Below are 16,014 nucleotides of genomic sequence, written 5' to 3'. Positions count from 1 at the left end.
GGCGTCGAAGACGTTCACCACGATCGAGACGGTCACCAACGCCACGTCCGCCCGCACCTGGCTGCTGGACGCCCTCAAGGACGAGGCCGCCGTCGCCCGGCATTTCGTGGCGCTGTCGACGAACGCCGGGAAGGTCGCCGGGTTCGGCATCGACACGGCGAACATGTTCGAATTCTGGGACTGGGTCGGCGGACGGTACTCCTACGACTCGGCGATCGGGCTGTCGCTGATGATCGCGATCGGTCCGGACCGGTTCCGGGAGATGCTGGACGGGTTCCGGATCGTCGACGAGCACTTCCGCACGGCCCCGCCGGAGGCCAACGCGCCGCTGCTGATGGGCCTGTTGGGGATCTGGTACAACAACTTCCACGACGCGCAGTCGCACGCGGTGCTGCCGTACTCGCACTACCTGTCGAAGTTCACGGCCTACCTCCAGCAGCTCGACATGGAGTCCAACGGCAAGTACGTCGGCCGGGACGGACGCGAGGTCGACTGGCAGACCGGTCCCGTCGTGTGGGGCACCCCGGGCACCAACGGGCAGCACGCCTACTACCAGTTGATCCACCAGGGAACGAAGCTCGTCCCCGCCGACTTCATCGGCTTCGCCGAGCCCGCGGAGGAGCTGAGTGACGGACTCAAGGCGCAGCACGACCTGCTGATGGCCAACTTCTTCGCGCAGACGCAGGCGCTGGCCTTCGGCAAGACCCCGGACGAGGTGCGCGCCGAGGGGGTGCCCGAGGAGCTGGTCCCGCACAAGACGTTCCAGGGCAACCACCCCACCACCACCATCGTCGCCCCCGCGCTCACCCCGTCCGTGCTGGGCCAGCTGGTCGCGCTCTACGAGCACAAGGTGTTCGTGCAGGGCGCCGTCTGGAACATCGACTCCTTCGACCAGTGGGGCGTCGAACTCGGCAAGGTGCTCGCCAAGCGCGTCGAGCCCGCCCTCACCGAGGGCGCCGACGTCCCCGGCCTCGACCCGTCGACGAAGGCCCTGGTCGCCGCCTACCGGGAGCTGCGCGGACGCCGCTGACCACGGCGTAGGTGGCCGTACGCGGCGTACGGGAGCGGGCGGTGAGCCTTCGTCCGCTCCCGTACAATCGCCGGGTCGAAGATCACGGCGAGCACTCGGGGGAACACGAAGTGGCACGTACGATCGGCCGGTGGACGGGCGGCACACTCACGGCGCGGAGCTTCCTGAAGCCCCACAAGGTGGCGGAGGCGGTCTTCCACCCGGCGTGGATCCCGCCGTCGCTCGACCCGGCCATCGACAGGCTCAAGCGCATCCGGGTCATCGCCGGAGCGGTGGCGTCCATCGGCGTGTACACCGTGCTGGAGGGCGGCTTCGACGTCACGGAGCTGCTGGAGAACGCCCTCACCGCCTCGGCGGTGCTGCTGTTCCTCACCCCCGTCACGGTCGGCGTGATGCTCCTCGTCTGGCGGCGCACCGGCACGCTGCGGCAGTTGAGGACACCGCTCCTCAACTCCCTCGCGCTGTTGCTGCTGTTCATCGGCTCCGTCGTCGCGCTGGCGCTGCTCGTGCAGACCACCAACGCCACCCACAGCCCTCTCGTCATCATCGCGGGAGGCGCGGCGATGATGTGGATGCTCGTCTTCGTCGCCCGTGGAGCCTTCCGGGTCACCGGCAACTTCTTCGGCACCGGCGCCGTGCACCGCTGTCTGCCCGCGCTGCTCTCCACGGTCACCAGCTGGCTGGTGGCGGTCCCCGACCTGGTCACCGGCGACCTGCACGGACTCGGTCTCACCCTCGGCGTCGTCTTCATCCTCGGCGCCCCGGTGACCGTCACGGCGATCGCCCTCCTGGAGACCGGCCGGCTCAGGCGGCGCTACGGCATCCGGCTCGGCGCGCACCCGGCCGGCCACCCGCCGGTCCCGGGCCCCGTCCCGCCGATGCCCCCGGGCGCCCCGACCGGGCACCCGTACGTCCCGCCCCAGGGCAACCCGTACGCGCCCGGCACGGGGAGCCCGTACGCGCCCGGCACCGGCGGGAGTCCCTACGCGCCCGGCACCGGCGGCAACCCCTACGCCCCCTACAACCCCCAGGCCCCCTACGGCCCGTGAAGGGCGCCGCTCAGGCCACCGCGCTCAGCGTGTCCGCGAGGCGGCGGCGGGCCGCGCGGGCGGCCGGGACGGCGGCCAGGGCGGCGGCGCCCAGCACGGCGGCCCCGCCGAGCAGCACCAGCAGCGCGGCGGAGGGCAGCCGGGCGATCCCCGCGCCGATACCGCTCGACCTGCCCTGGGCGTCGATCAGCCAGTGCGCCAGCGGCAGCCCCAGCGCGGTGGCGAGGAGCACCGCCGCCAGGGCCGTACCGGCGGTGGCGACGACCGTGACCGCGGTGATCTGCCGGGGTGACAGGCCCACGGCCTTCAGCGCCAGCAGGTCGCGCTCGCCCTCGCGGACGGTGCCGCCGATCGCCGTCAGCAGTTCCACCAGACCGATCAGGGCCAGCACCACGACCAGCCCGAGAACCACCGCGCGCAGCGGGGACAGCCCGTCCGCCGGGTTGGCCACGGTGTGCACGTCCAGATGGCCGCGGCCCTCCGCCGCGAGCCGCGCCGCCACCTCGGCCGGGTCCGCGCCGGGCTCGAGACGGAGCTGGTGGAGGCCGGGCCGCATCCCGGGGTCGTTGGCGCGGAGGGTGTCGAGCGAGGTGGAGATGACCCGGCCGGCGTTCTCCGGTTCGATGCTGCGGCCCACGATGTGCAGGATCTGCGGGCGGTCGCCGACGGTCATCCGCACCCAGTCGCCCACCCGGACGTGCAGCAGGTCGAGCAGCCCCTGCCCGGCCACCGCCTCGTCCGGACCGAGCGCCGGCCTGCCCTCCGCCAGCGTGAACGGGTACGGGTCCGCGCGGGTGCCGTACCCGCGCAGGGCGATCGTCGCGGTCTGGCCGGGGACCAGCGCGGCCACCTCCACACCCGGGTAGGCGGCGGCGACCTGCGGATCGCTCTCCAGCAGCTCCCGCGCCTCCCGGTCGTCGAGCGAGGCGTCGGCGCGCACGCTGAGCGCCGCGGGCAGCCCGATCCGCTCGGGGGCGCTGTGGAAGCGTTCGATCGTCGTCCAGGCGCTCAGCGCCACCACGATCAGCAGCAGCGGCAGCGCCAGCCTGGCCACCGCGCCCAGCGACCGCGGCCGCCGGGTGAACGCCTTGTGCCAGCCCAGCACCAGCGCCGGGGGCACCCGCGCGCCCAGCGCCCGGCGCGCCGCCCCGCTCAGCCGCCCCGCCGGCGCCGCGGCCGGACGCGGCACCGGCACCGGCGGTACCCGGCCCGCCCGCCAGGCGGCCAGCCCGGTGGTCGCGCCGATGAACAGCACCGCCCCCACCGGCACCACGATCAGCGCTCCGGTGTGCCCGGGCAGCCCCTGCCACACGTCGACCGCGTCCCCGAGCCGTCCCGGGACCTCTCCGCCCAGCGCCTCGGTGAGCGCGGCGGCGGCCACCGCCCCCAGCAGGGCGTAGCCGAGATGCTGGATCAGGAAGACGCGCACCACCTGACCGGGGGTGAAGCCGATCGCCTTGAGCACGGAGATGTCCCGCAGATGGCCGCGGATCCGGGTGGTGATCGCGCCGTGCACGGCGAACCCGGCGGCGGCCAGCGCGCCCAGCCCGAACAGGCCCAGCACCTGCCCCAGCAGCCGGTTGTCGCCCTGCGCCTCGGCGCGTGCCTGCTGCCAGGTCGCCACCTCGCCGATCGCCCCGGCGCCCAGCCGGGTCACCGCCCGCTGCACGGCGTACCCGGTGTCGCCCGGGTCGGCCAGCCGCAGCCCGATCACCTGACCGTCCGGGTCCGGCACCGCCGAGGGCAGCGCCCACACCAGCCCCGCCCGCTCGCCCGGCCGGAACCGCGGCTCCGCGCTGTCCGCGACGCCGACCACGGTGAACCGCCGCGCGGTGCCGGGCACGGTGAGGGTGTCGCCGGGACCGGTGAGCAGGGCGCGGGCCAGCCCGCTCTCCAGCACCACGCCGTCGGGCGTGGCCGCGTCCAGCCAGTGCCCCGAGGTGACGATCGGGCGGCCCACCTCGGGCCGGTCCGCGGTGCCGCGCACCTCGACGGAGGCGCGGCCGCCCTGGGAGGCGAGGGTGAGCGAGGAGGTGGGGTAGGGGCCGGCGACCGACCGCACCCCCTCCAGGCCGGTCAGGGCGCCGGCGTCGGCGGAGGCGGTGGTGTGCAGGGTGACGTGGGCGCCGTGCGCCTGGGTGAAGACGCGCTGCCAGGGGTTGGTGGCGTAGCCGAACAGGGCCGTGGCCAGCAGCAGGGACACCACGATGCCCGCGGTGGCGAGCACCAGGAACAGCGCCTCGCCGCGGTGCGTGCGCAGATCGGAGTGCGCCCAGCGCAGAGTCGCTCGCACCGGCCTCAGCCCTTCGCGGGTCGGTCGTGGACGCGTATGCGGGCCTTCGCGGCATGTCGGCGGGTCACACGCATGTCAGTCCCTGAGCTCCAGCACGCCGGACGCGCCGGCCCGGCGCGGCGGCGGGCCCGCGTCGAGGGTGGCGTCGTCGGCTATCCGGCCGTCGAAGAACGAGATCACCCGGTCCGCGGCGCTCGCCAGCCGGGCGTCGTGCGTGACCAGCACGATCGTCTGCCCGCGCTGGTGGAAGCGGGACAGCAGCCGCATCACCTCGCGCGTCCCCCTGCTGTCCAGGCTGCCCGCGGGCTCGTCGGCCAGCAGCAGCGGCGGATGGTTGACCAGCGCCCGGGCCAGGGCGACCCGTTGCTGCTCACCGCCGGACAGCTCGCGCGGCATGCTCCGCTCCTTGCCCTCCAGGCCCAGCTCGGCGAGCAGCTCCCGGCGCCCGGCACGGGCCTTCTTCGGCGGAACGCCCGCGAGCAGCGCGGGCAGCTCCACGTTGTCCGCCACCGACAGGTCGGAGACCAGGTTGAAGAACTGGAACACGATCCCGATGCGCCGCCGCCGCTCCACCGCCCAGCGCGCCTCGCTCCAGCCGTCGGCGCACTCGCCGTCCAGCCAGATGCTGCCCTCGTCCGGCCGCTGGAGCCCGCCGAGCAGATGCAGCAGCGTGGACTTGCCGGCGCCGGAGGGGCCGGTGACCGCCACGAACTCGCCGCGGGTCACCCGCAGGCCGACGCCGCGCACGGCGTGCGCCGGGGCGCCCTCGCCGTGGTGGGTCTTGACCAGGCCTTCGGCACGCAGCAGGGGAGCGTCGCTCTCGCTCACTGAAGCTCCTCCAGCTCTTCCTGACACCGCTCCAGCCAGTCGAGATCGGCCTGAAGGTGCAGCATCGCGCCCTCGATCAGCAGATGGGAGATGCGGTTGTCCCGGTCCTCGGCGGCGGCCAGCTTCGACAGCTGCCGCATGGTGTTCAGATACTGGCGGCGCTGGCGGTTGATCAGGGAGATCTGGTCGGCGAGCCCGGTCTGCGGGGCCAGGGCCAGCTTCATGAAGAACTCGTCCCGCACCCGCGGCTCGTCCGCCGTCTCCTCGAACCAGGCGCGCAGCGCCTCGTGCCCGGCCTCGGTGAGGTGGTAGACCTTCTTGTTCGGCCGGCTCGACTGCTCGATGGCCTCGCCCTCGATCAGCCCCGTCTTCTCGAGGCGGCCGAGAGTGACGTAGATCTGGCCGACGTTCGGCTGAGGGTACGCGGCGCCCAGCAGTTGCTCAAGGTCCTGCTTGAGCTCGTATCCGTGCGCCGGGCCGCGGGCGAGCAGCGCCAGGAGGGGCAGCCGCACTCGTGCTCTCCTCCTCGCGCTCCTGGGTAATGTGCCGCAGGACCTAGTATCGCCCATACCTAACGGGTATACATGGCCTCTGACCCCGGCAAGGGTGCCCGGGTGCCGGTGTACAGGAGGGAACCTATGCGGTGGATCCATGCCGCGGGTAGGGGCCTTCTCGTCCTGGTCGTCGTTCTGACCGGTTACGTCGCCTCCGGCGCGAGCGCCGACGACGGCCCGGGGGACGGGCGCGGACCGCTCACCCTGGCCACCGCCGGCGACCTCACCGGCTATCTCGGCTCCGTCCTCGACGGCTGGAACCGCACCCATCCCGGCGAGGAGGTCACCCTCGTCGAACTGCCCGACTCCGCCGACGAGACCCGCGCGCAGATGATCACCGACCTGCGGGCGGGCGAGGGCGGCCGCTTCGACGTGCTGAACATCGACGTCAGCTGGACCTCGGAGTTCGCCGCCGCCGGCTGGATCCGCCCGCTGCCCCGCGACCGGTTCCCGCTGGACGCCTTCCTGCCCCCGGTCGTCGGCACGGCCACCTACGACGACCGGCTGTACGCCGTCCCGTACGTGACCAACGCCGGGCTGCTGCTGTACCGCAAGGACGTCCTCGACGAGGCGGGCGTCCCGCCGCCGCGCACCTGGGCCGAACTGGAGCGGGCGGCGAAGACCCTCGCCCCCGCGCACGGACTGGACGGCTACGCGGGCCAGTTCCTCCCCTACGAGGGGCTCACGGTGAACGCCGCCGAGGCCGTCTACTCGGCGGGCGGCACGATCCTCGGCGACGAGGGCGAACGCGTCACCGTGGACTCCCGGGCGGCCCGCAAGGGCATCGGCTTCCTGGCCCGCGGGGTCCGCGAGGGCTGGATCCCGAAGGAGGCGCTGGCGTACAAGGAGGAGGAGTCCAAGCGGGCCTTCCAGGACGGCCGGCTGCTCTTCCTGCGCAACTGGCCCTACGCGTACGTCGCCGCCTCCGCGCCCGGCTCGAGGGTCGCGGGGAAGGTCGGCGCCGTGCCCCTGCCGGGCCCTGACGGCCCCGGCACCAGCGTGCTCGGCGGGTCCAACCTGGCCGTCAGCAGCCACGCCCGGCACCCCGACTCCGCCGCCCGCCTGCTCGCGTACCTCACCAGCGAGCGGGTGCAGCGCCAGGTCCTCACCCGCGGCGCGCTGCCGCCCGTACGCGCGGACCTGTACGACGACCCGGAGCTGGTGCGCCGGTTCCCCTACCTGCCGACCCTGCGCGAGAGCGTGCTGGCCGCCGCGCCGCGGCCCAAGAGCCCGCGCTACGACCAGGTGAGCCTGGTGGTGCAGGCGGTGGTGCACGACGCGATGAGCGGGCGGCAGACCCCCGAGGCCGCGGTGCGCCGGCTGGCGGCGGAACTGGCCGCCGTCTCCGCTCGCTGAACCACCCTCTCTAGTTACATGTTAGGTAACGCGCACGTCTCGTTCGTGCCGGAAACGTCCTGGTTCATCCGGCTTGCTCCCCGTAACCTCCCGGTAGCTTGCGCACGTTCATTGACACCCGCTGTTCACCACTACCTAACATGCATGCATAACCAGCAGCGCTCCTCACAGACAGGTCAATCGGGGTGAACAGGCACCATTGGTGGCGTGACGCGGTGATCTACCAGGTGTACGTCCGGAGCTTTCTGGACAGCACCGGGGACGGCATCGGCGATCTCGCCGGGGTCAGGGCGGGACTGCCCTACCTCAAGAAGCTCGGCGTGGACGGGATATGGCTCAGCCCGTTCTACCCCTCGCCCCAGCACGACCACGGCTACGACGTCGCCGACTACCGCGACGTCGACCCCGTCTACGGCGACCTCGACGAGTTCGACCGGCTGATGGCCGCCGCCCGCCGCCTCGGCATCCGGGTGCTGCTCGACATCGTGCCCAACCACTGCTCCAGCGAGCACCCCTGGTTCCGCGAGGCGCTGGCCGCCGCCCCCGGCAGCCCCGAGCGGGCCCGCTTCCACTTCGCCGACGGCCGCGGCCCCGGCGGAGCCGAGCCGCCCAACAACTGGCACGCCATGTTCGGCGGCCCCGCCTGGACCCGCGTCACCGAGGCGGACGGCCGCCCCGGCCAGTGGTACCTGCACATGTTCACGCCCGAACAGCCCGACTGGAACTGGCGCAACCCCGAGGTCGCCGCCGAGTTCGACCACGTCCTGCGGTTCTGGCTGGACCGGGGCGTCGACGGCTTCCGTATCGACGTCGCCGCCGGCCTGTTCAAGCACCCCGAACTGCCCGACTCCCCGGACCCCGAGGCCGACGCCCGCACCCGCGACTCGGTCAACCCCCTCGCCTGGAACCAGCCCGAGGTGCACGACGTGTGGCGGCACTGGCGCGCGGTGTGCGAGGAGTACACCGCCCGCGACGGCCGCGAACGCCTCCTGGTCGGCGAGGTCTCCGTGCCCACCGCCCGCGAACACGCCCGCTACGTCCGCCCGGACGAGCTCCACCAGGCGTTCTTCTTCGACCTGCTCGGCGCGCCCTGGGACGCCGACGCCTTCCGCAAGGTCATCTCCGAGGCCATGCAGGACATCGCCGGCACCGGCTCGACCGTCACCTGGGTGCTCAACAACCACGACCAGGTGCGCACCGTCACCCGCTACGGCGAACCCGCCCCCGAGGCCGGCGGACTCGGCGCCGCCCGCGCCCGCGCCGCCGCGCTGCTGATGCTCGCGCTGCCCGGCGCCGCCTACATCTACCAGGGCGAGGAGCTCGGCCTGCCCGAGGTCGTCGACCTGCCCGACGACGTGCTCACCGACCCGATCTTCCGCCGCACCGGCAGCCGCGCCCGCATCCGGGACGGCTGCCGGGTGCCGCTGCCCTGGTCCGGACAGGCCTCGCCGTTCGGCTTCACCTCCGGGGCCGAGGGCGCCAAACCGTGGCTGCCGCAGCCCGAGTGGTTCGCCGAGCACGCCACCGAGCGGGCGCTGGCCGACACCCGCTCCTCCTGGCACCTGTACCGCGACGGCCTCCAGCTGCGGTCCGCGCTGACCCAGCTGGGCGAGGGCACGCTGCGCTGGCTGGACACCCAGCCCGGCGTCCTCGCCTTCACCCGCGACGACCTCGTCTGCGCCGTCAACTTCGGCACCGCCCCCGTACCCGCCCCGGTCGCCGGCACCCCGCTGCTCGCCAGCGGCCCCTGCCGCCCCGGGGAACTGCCCGGCTCCACCGCCGCCTGGTGGATCGACGGCGCCTGAACACGCACGCCCGGTCAACTCCCGTACTTCCCGAAGGGACATCGATGATGATGCGACGACGTACCACCCTGCTCGCCGGATGCACCGCCCTCGTCCTCGCGCTCGGCGCGACCGCCTGCGGAAGCGGCGATCCCGTCACCGCCGGCGGCGGCGACAAGGCGCTCAGCGGCCAGACCGTCACCGTGGCCGGCGTCTGGTCCGGCAGCGAGCAGGAGAACTTCCAGAAGGTGCTCGACGCCTTCACCGAGAAGACCGGCGCCAAGACCCAGTTCGTCTCCACCGGAGACAACGTCTCCACCGTCGTCGGCAGCAAGATCGAGGGCGGCAACGCCCCCGACGTCGTGATGGTCCCGCAGGTCGGCGTGCTCAAGCAGTTCGCCGACCAGGGCTGGCTCAAGCCGCTGGACGAGAAGGTCAAGTCCGCGGTGGGCGCCAACTTCGCCAAGGTCTGGCAGGACTACGGCAGCGTCGACGGCACCCTGTACGGCCTCTACTTCAAGGCCGCCCACAAGTCGACCGTCTGGTACAGCCCCGAGGCGCTCGAACAGGCCGGCGTCGCCGAGCCCAAGACCTACGACGAGATGCTGAAGAACGGCCGGACCGTCTCCGACTCCGGGCTCGCCGCCTTCTCCGTCGCCGGCCAGGACGGCTGGACCCTCACCGACTGGTTCGAGAACGTCTACCTCTCCCAGGCCGGACCCGAGAAGTACGACGCCCTCGCCGCCCACGAGATCAAGTGGACCGACCCGACCGTGGTCGAGGCGCTCACCACCCTCGGCAAGCTGTTCAAGGACAAGCAGCTGATCGCGGGCGGCCAGAAGGGCGCCCTGAACACCGACTTCCCCGGCTCGGTGGAGAAGGTCTTCGGACCCAAGGCCGAGGCCGCCATGGTCTACGAGGGCGACTTCGTGGCCGGCGTCGCCAAGGACCAGTTCGGCCGGACCATCGGCACCGACGCGAACTTCTTCCCGTTCCCGCCGGTCGGCGGCGGTGAGGCGCCCGTGGTCAGCGGCGGCGACGCGGCCGTCGTCCTCAAGGACGGCAAGAACAGCGAGGCCGGCATGGCGCTCGTCGAGTACCTGGCCGGTCCCGAGGCCGCGGCCGTCTGGGCCGAGGCGGGCGGCTTCCTCTCCCCGAACAAGAAGCTCGACCTCGCCTCCTACGGCGACGACGTCACCCGCGCCACCGCCGAGTCCCTGGTCGCGGCCGGCGACTCGGTCCGCTTCGACATGTCCGACCAGGCTCCCGCGGCCTTCGGCGGCACCAAGGGCGCCGGCGAGTGGAAGATCCTCCAGGACTTCCTGCGCGACCCGTCCGACCCGCGGAAGACCGCGGCCGAGCTGGAGAAGGCCGCCGCCAAGGCCTACGGGAACTGACGGCCATGACCGCCACACTCATCAAAGAGGCGACCCCGCCCGCCCCCGCGCGCCCCGACGGCGCGCGCGGGCGGCGCCTGCGCCGGCGCGGCCGGATCGTCGCCCTGCTGTTCGCGCTCCCCGCGCTGCTGCTGCTCGGCGCGCTGGTCGTCTACCCGGTCCTGTTCTCCGTCGGCCGCAGCTTCTTCGACGCCTCCGGCACCGAGTTCGTCGGCGGCGAGAACTACGCCGAGATGTTCCGCGACCCGGCCACCCTCAAGGCCGTCCGCAACACGGCCGTCTGGGTCGTCGTGGCCCCGACCCTGCTGACCGGCCTCGGCCTGATCCTCGCCGTGCTGGTGGAGAAGGTGCGCTGGGCCACCGCCTTCAAACTGCTGCTGTTCATGCCGATGGCGGTGTCCTTCCTGGCCGCCGGCATCATCTTCCGCCTCGCCTACGACGAGGACCCCGACAAGGGCGTCCTCAACGCGGCCGTCGTCTCCGTGCACGACGCCTTCACGGGCAGCTCCTCCTACCCCACCGCTCGCGCCCGCGACGGCCAGGGCCTGACCAAGGAACCGGACGGCTCCTACGTCACGGCGGCGGACGTCTCACCCGGCGGCACGGCGGCGCTCGGCCTGGTCGGCGTCGCCCCCAAGGACCTGCCCGGCGACGCCGAACCCGCGTCGAAGGCGGCGTCGGACACGGCCGCCCCGGACGAGGTGCGCGGCGTGGTCTACCTGGACTTCACGCCCGGCGGGGGAGGCAAACAGGGCGAGGTCGACGAGAAGGAGAGCGGACTGCCCGGCGTGACCGTCGAGGCGGTGCGCGACGGGAAGAAGGTCGCGAGCACCACCACCGGGTCCGACGGCTCCTTCCGCTTCACCGGCCTCGACGACGGCTCGTACGCGCTGAAGCTGCCCTCGGACAACTTCGCACCGCCCTACGAGGGTGTGTCCTGGCTCGGCCCGGCGCTCGTCACCCCGGCCATCATCGGGGCGTACCTGTGGATCTGGACCGGGTTCGCGATGGTGCTGATCGGGGCCGGCCTGTCCACGCTGCCCCGGGACGCGCTGGAGGCGGCCCGGATGGACGGCGCCAACGAGTGGCAGATCTTCCGGAGGATCACCGTGCCGCTGCTCGCGCCGGTCCTGACCGTGGTCTTCGTGACGCTGGTGATCAACGTGATGAAGGTCTTCGACCTCGTCTACATCATCGCGCCCGGACCCGTGCAGGAGGACGCGACCGTCCTCGCGACCCAGATGTGGCTGGTGTCCTTCGGCGGCGGCAACAACCAGGGGCTGGGCAGCGCGCTCGGCGTCCTGCTGCTGCTCCTGGTCATCCCGGCCATGGTGTTCAACGTCCGCCGGTTCAAGAGGAGTCAGCGATGAACGCGATCCGTCGCGGCCTGGGCAACGCGGTGGTGCAGGCCTTCCTGGTGGTGATCGGGCTGGTGTGGATGACCCCGCTGGCCGGTCTGTTCCTGTCCTCGCTGCGGTCCGCCGAGGACACCGCGAAGGGCGGCTGGTGGACCGTGTTCACCAGCCCCGGGCAGCTGTCCTTCGACAACTACTCGGCGCTGCTGGAGAACTCCGGCATCACCCAGGCGTTCTGGAACACCGTGCTGATCTCGGTGCCCACCACCGTGCTCGTCGTGGTCGTCGCCGCGCTCGCCGGATACGCCTTCGCCTGGCTGGAGTTCCCCGGACGGGACACGGTGTTCCTGGTCGTGGTGGCGCTCTTGGTGGTGCCCGTGCAGATCGGTCTGCTGCCGGTCGCCAAACTCTTCGGCCAGCTCGGCCTGTTCGGGACCATCCCCGGCGTGGTGCTGTTCCACGTGGCGTACGGGCTGCCGTTCGCGGTGTTCCTGCTGCGGAACTACTTCGCGGAGATGCCGAAGGAGATGCTGGAGGCCGCGCGGATGGACGGCGGCAGCGAGTGGCGGATCTTCACCCGGCTGGTGCTGCCGGTGGGGCGGCCGGCGATCGCCAGCCTCGCCATCTTCCAGTTCCTGTGGGTGTGGAACGACATGCTGGTGGCGCTGTTGTTCGCGGACAGCTCGTCGCAGCCGCTGACGGTGGAACTGCAGTCGCAGATCCGGCAGTTCGGCAGCAATGTGGATGTGCTGGCGCCGGGGGCGTTCCTGTCGCTGGTGGTGCCGGTGGTCGTGTTCTTCGCGTTCCAGCGGCACTTCGTGCAGGGAGTCATGGCGGGGTCGGTGAAGTAGGGGGTGGGGCGGGGAGGGTTGTCGCCCCCTCCGCCCCTTCCCTTCCCGTCCCCGGGGGCGCTGCCCCCGGACCCCCGCTCCTCGAACGCCGGAGGGACTACATCCAGCCCCTCCGGCTACGCCGATGCCGCCGGATACAGATTCCTCGGCAGCTGGGACGCCGCCGCCGCGTCCAGGAGCCACAGGGTGCGGGTGCGGCCGTGCGCTCCCGCGGCCGGGGCCTGGATCTCGCCCGCGCCCGAGAGGGCGATCGCGGCCGCCTCCGCCTTGTCCTCGCCCGCCGCCAGCAGCCACACCTCGCGGGCCGCGCGGATCGCGGGCAGGGTGAGGGTGACCCGGGTCGGCGGGGGCTTCGGGGCGCCGTGGACGCCGACCACCGTGCGCTCCGTCTCGCGGACCGCGGGCAGTTCGGGGAACAGGGACGCCACATGCGTGTCCGGGCCCACGCCCAGCATCAGGACGTCGAAGGACGGCACCGGGCCGTGGTCCTCCGGGCCCGCCGCAGCGGCCAGTTCGGCCGCGTAGGCGGCGGCCGCCGCCTCCACGTCCGTGCCGTGCGGACCGTCCGACGCGGGCATGGCGTGCACGCGCTCCGGGTCCAGCGGCACCGCGTCCAGCAGCGCCTCGCGGGCCTGGGTGACGTTGCGGTCCGGGTCGCCCTCGGGCAGGAACCGCTCGTCGCCCCACCACAGGTCCAGGCGCGACCAGTCGACCGCGTCCCGGGCCGGGGCGGCGGCCAGCGCGGCCAGCAGGCCGTTGCCGTTGCGGCCCCCGGTCAGCACGACCGACGCCTCGCCCCGCGAGGACTGCGCGTCCACGATCCTGGTGATCAGCCGGGCCGCCGCGGCCTGCGCCATCAGCTCCTTGTCCCGGTGCACGACCAGCTGCGGTGCCGTACTCACTTCGCCGCCGCCCTCGTCACCGGTGCTTCCTCCGTCGCCTCGGCCGCGGGACCTTTCGCAGCCGACTCGACGGGAGCGGGGACGGCTTCCCGTTCCCCGGCGTCCCGTTCCCCGGCGTCCCGTTCCCCGGCCCTCCGTTCTCCTTTGGCCGGCGCGTCACCGCCGCCCCCCTGCTTCAGCCGCTCCACCCCGTACCGCAGGGCCGACGCGTAGGTGTCGTCCGGGTCCAGCCGCCGCAGCTCCTCCGCGATCAGCTCCGCCGTGTCCCGGCGCTTGAGCGCCACCGCGCGCTTGGGCTGCCCCTGGATGGCCAGCGTCGCCAGCGAACCGTCGGCGCGGTCCAGCACGATCGGGCCGCAGTCGGTGTCCATGCGGACCGCCGTGAGACCCGGCCCCGCCGAACGGGTGCGCCGCACGGGGACGTCCAGCCGGTCCGCGAGCCACATCGCCAGCAGCTCGCAGCTCGGATTGAACTCCTCGCCCTCCACCTCGACGCCCTGCACCTGGCAGGCGACCTGGTCCAGCGCGGCGGCCAGCATCGAACGCCACGGCGTGATGCGGGTCCACGACAGGTCCGTGTCGCCCGGGGTGTAGGCGTCGGCGCGGGCGGCCAGTTCCTTCACCGGCTGCTCGCAGGCGTAGGTGTCGGTCACCCGGCGCTGGGCCAGCGCGCCCAGCGGGTCGCTCGCCGGGTCCAGCGGCGCGTTGACCGGCCACCACACCACCACCGGGGCGTCCGGCAGCAGCAGCGGCAGCACCACCGACTGGGCGTGGTCGACGACCTCGCCGTGCAGCCGCAGCACCACCGTCTCGCCCGTGCCGGCGTCCGCGCCGACCCGCACCTCGGCGTCCAGCCGCGACTGCGTCCGGTCGCGCGGGGAGCGGGAGACGCGCTTGACGACGACCAGGGTGCGCGAGGGGTGCTCGCGCGAGGCGTCGCCGGCCGCCTTCAGGGCGTCGTAGGCGTTCTCCTCGTCCGTCACGATGACCAGGGTCAGCACCATGCCGACGGCCGGCGTGCCGATGGCCCGCCGGGCCTTCACCAGCGCCTTGTTGATCTGGCTGGCCGTGGTGTCCGTGAGGTCTGTCTTCATGGCCGGCGCCAGCTCCGTCCGTCTCGCTCGAGCATTTCGTCCGCCTCGACGGGTCCCCAGGTGCCGGCCTGGTACTGGGCCGGCGTGCCGTGCGCGTCCCAGTACTCCTCGATCGGGTCGAGGATCTTCCAGGACAGCTCGACCTCCTCCGTGCGCGGGAAGAGGTTGGAGTCGCCGAGCAGGACGTCGAGGATCAGCCGTTCGTACGCCTCCGGGCTGGACTCGGTGAACGACTCGCCGTACGCGAAGTCCATCGACACGTCCCGGATCTCCATCGACGTGCCCGGCACCTTGGAGCCGAACCGCACCGTGACGCCCTCGTCCGGCTGGACGCGGATCACGATGGCGTTCTGGCCGAGCTCCTCGGTGGCCGTGGTGTCGAAGGGGGAGTGCGGCGCCCGCTGGAAGACCACGGCGATCTCCGTGACCCGGCGGCCCAGCCGCTTGCCGGTGCGCAGGTAGAAGGGGACGCCCGCCCAGCGGCGGTTGTCGATGCCCACCTTGATCGCGGCGTAGGTGTCGGTCTTGGAGGACCGGTCGATGCCCTCCTCCTCCAGATAGCCGATGACCTTCGCGCCACCCTGCCAGCCGGCCGCGTACTGGCCGCGCACGGTGTCGCGGCCCAGGTCCTTCGGCAGCCGCACGGCGCCGAGCACCTTGGTCTTCTCCGCGGCCAGCGCGTCCGCGTCGAAGGAGGCGGGCTCCTCCATCGCGGTCAGCGCGAGCAGCTGGAGCAGGTGGTTCTGGATGACGTCGCGGGCGGCGCCGATGCCGTCGTAGTAGCCGGCCCGGCCGCCGATGCCGATGTCCTCGGCCATCGTGATCTGCACGTGGTCCACGAAGGACCGGTTCCAGATCGGTTCGAACATCGTGTTGGCGAACCGCAGCGCCAGGATGTTCTGGACCGTTTCCTTGCCCAGGTAGTGGTCGATCCGGAAGACCTGGTCCGGCGCGAACACCTCGTGGACGATGGCGTTCAGTTCCTCCGCCGACTTCAGGTCGTGCCCGAAGGGCTTCTCGATGACCGCGCGCCGCCAGGAGCCGCCCGTCTGGTCCGCCAGCCCGTGCTTCTTCAGCTGCTGGATGACCACCGGGAAGGACCGCGGCGGCACCGACAGGTAGAAGGCGAAGTTGCCGCCCGTGCCCTGTGCCTTGTCCAGCTCCTCGATCGTGCCGCGCAGCCGCTCGAAGGACTCGTCGTCGTCGAAGGTGCCCTGCACGAAGCGCATGCCCTGGATGAGCTGCTGCCAGACCTCCTCACGGAAGGGGGTCCGCGCGTGCTCCTTGACCGCGTCGTGGACCTCCTGCGCGAAGTCCTCGTTCGCCCACTCCCGGCGGGCGAAGCCCACCAGCGAGAAGCCCGGCGGCAGCAGCCCCCGGTTGGCGAGGTCGTACACGGCCGGCATCAGCTTCTTGCGTGACAGGTCACCCGTGACGCCGAAGATGACCAGGCCCGACGGCCCCGCGATGCGCGGGAGCCGTCGGTCCGCGGGGTCACGCAGCGGATTGCTGCTCGACAAG

13 protein-coding genes are annotated in these 16,014 nt (G+C 72.6%); 7 read left to right on the top strand and 6 right to left on the bottom strand.

The genetic code is table 11. The features are described 5' to 3' along the window. Together pgi and ACFOSY_RS28250 are read left to right on the top strand one after the other, a co-directional pair. Nucleotides 1–1,030 (top strand): glucose-6-phosphate isomerase (pgi, locus tag ACFOSY_RS28255; RefSeq protein WP_394312065.1); only part of this gene is annotated, 1,030 nt, incomplete at its 5' end. 110 nt (nt 1,031–1,140) lie between these two features. Further along, nucleotides 1,141–2,079: a DUF3824 domain-containing protein gene (locus ACFOSY_RS28250; protein WP_394312062.1), complete on the top strand. Its 939-nt coding sequence runs from the start codon at nt 1,141–1,143 to the stop codon at nt 2,077–2,079. 10 nt (nt 2,080–2,089) lie between these two features. Here the strand turns inward: ACFOSY_RS28250 and ACFOSY_RS28245 are convergent, their stop codons facing one another. The 3 genes from ACFOSY_RS28245 to ACFOSY_RS28235 form a co-directional block, all read right to left on the bottom strand. Further along, on the bottom strand, nt 2,090–4,372 hold the full coding sequence (locus ACFOSY_RS28245) for an ABC transporter permease (RefSeq protein ID WP_394312060.1): 2,283 nt from the start codon (nt 4,370–4,372) through the stop codon (nt 2,090–2,092). A gap of 75 nt (nt 4,373–4,447) precedes the next feature. After that, on the bottom strand, nt 4,448–5,200 hold the full coding sequence (locus ACFOSY_RS28240; protein WP_394312057.1) for an ABC transporter ATP-binding protein: 753 nt from the start codon (nt 5,198–5,200) through the stop codon (nt 4,448–4,450). Continuing rightward, nucleotides 5,197–5,712, bottom strand: a complete 516-nt coding sequence (locus tag ACFOSY_RS28235; RefSeq protein WP_028960684.1) for a PadR family transcriptional regulator — start codon at nt 5,710–5,712, stop codon at nt 5,197–5,199. Before ACFOSY_RS28235 ends, ACFOSY_RS28240 begins: the two co-directional genes overlap by 4 nt. 126 nt (nt 5,713–5,838) lie before the next feature. On the opposite strand from ACFOSY_RS28235, the gene ACFOSY_RS28230 reads away from it, so the two are divergent. The 5 genes from ACFOSY_RS28230 to ACFOSY_RS28210 all read left to right on the top strand — a co-directional run bounded on the left by ACFOSY_RS28230 (nt 5,839) and on the right by ACFOSY_RS28210 (nt 12,497). Beyond that, nucleotides 5,839–7,110 carry an ABC transporter substrate-binding protein gene (locus ACFOSY_RS28230; RefSeq protein ID WP_394312049.1) on the top strand — a complete coding sequence of 424 codons (1,272 nt, stop codon included), beginning with the start codon at nt 5,839–5,841 and terminating at the stop codon, nt 7,108–7,110. A 185-nt stretch (nt 7,111–7,295) separates the two neighbouring features. After that, on the top strand, nt 7,296–8,915 hold the full coding sequence (locus ACFOSY_RS28225; protein ID WP_394312046.1) for a glycoside hydrolase family 13 protein: 1,620 nt from the start codon (nt 7,296–7,298) through the stop codon (nt 8,913–8,915). A gap of 47 nt (nt 8,916–8,962) precedes the next feature. After that, complete coding sequence (locus tag ACFOSY_RS28220) at nt 8,963–10,291, top strand: ABC transporter substrate-binding protein (RefSeq protein ID WP_394312044.1); 1,329 nt, start codon at nt 8,963–8,965, stop codon at nt 10,289–10,291. A gap of 5 nt (nt 10,292–10,296) precedes the next feature. Continuing rightward, a complete protein-coding gene (locus ACFOSY_RS28215; protein ID WP_394312041.1) occupies nt 10,297–11,661 on the top strand; it encodes an ABC transporter permease in 1,365 nt (454 codons plus the stop codon). Then, nucleotides 11,658–12,497, top strand: coding sequence for a carbohydrate ABC transporter permease (locus tag ACFOSY_RS28210; protein ID WP_394312040.1), 840 nt, complete (start codon nt 11,658–11,660; stop codon nt 12,495–12,497). The genes ACFOSY_RS28215 and ACFOSY_RS28210 overlap by 4 nt, the downstream gene beginning before the upstream one ends. Before the next feature lie 116 nt (nt 12,498–12,613). On the opposite strand, the gene pgl is transcribed toward ACFOSY_RS28210, so the two are convergent. From pgl to zwf, 3 genes are read right to left on the bottom strand one after another with little or no spacing between them, the layout of a single operon-like run. After that, on the bottom strand, nt 12,614–13,399 hold the full coding sequence (pgl, locus tag ACFOSY_RS28205) for a 6-phosphogluconolactonase (RefSeq protein ID WP_394312037.1): 786 nt from the start codon (nt 13,397–13,399) through the stop codon (nt 12,614–12,616). After that, nucleotides 13,396–14,493 carry a glucose-6-phosphate dehydrogenase assembly protein OpcA gene (gene opcA, locus ACFOSY_RS28200; RefSeq protein ID WP_394312034.1) on the bottom strand — a complete coding sequence of 366 codons (1,098 nt, stop codon included), beginning with the start codon at nt 14,491–14,493 and terminating at the stop codon, nt 13,396–13,398. The genes pgl and opcA overlap by 4 nt, the downstream gene beginning before the upstream one ends. After that, on the bottom strand, nt 14,490–16,013 hold the full coding sequence (gene zwf / locus ACFOSY_RS28195; RefSeq protein ID WP_394312032.1) for a glucose-6-phosphate dehydrogenase: 1,524 nt from the start codon (nt 16,011–16,013) through the stop codon (nt 14,490–14,492). Before zwf ends, opcA begins: the two co-directional genes overlap by 4 nt. Nucleotide 16,014: the final 1 nt, after the last annotated feature.

Origin of the sequence: Streptomyces lusitanus (assembly GCF_042647945.1) — a bacterium.
Taxonomy (GTDB): Bacteria; Actinomycetota; Actinomycetes; order Streptomycetales; family Streptomycetaceae; genus Streptomyces; species Streptomyces pseudogriseolus.
The sequence above is the reverse complement of the archived record's forward strand: the minus strand, read 5'-3'. Positions and strand labels throughout refer to the sequence as shown.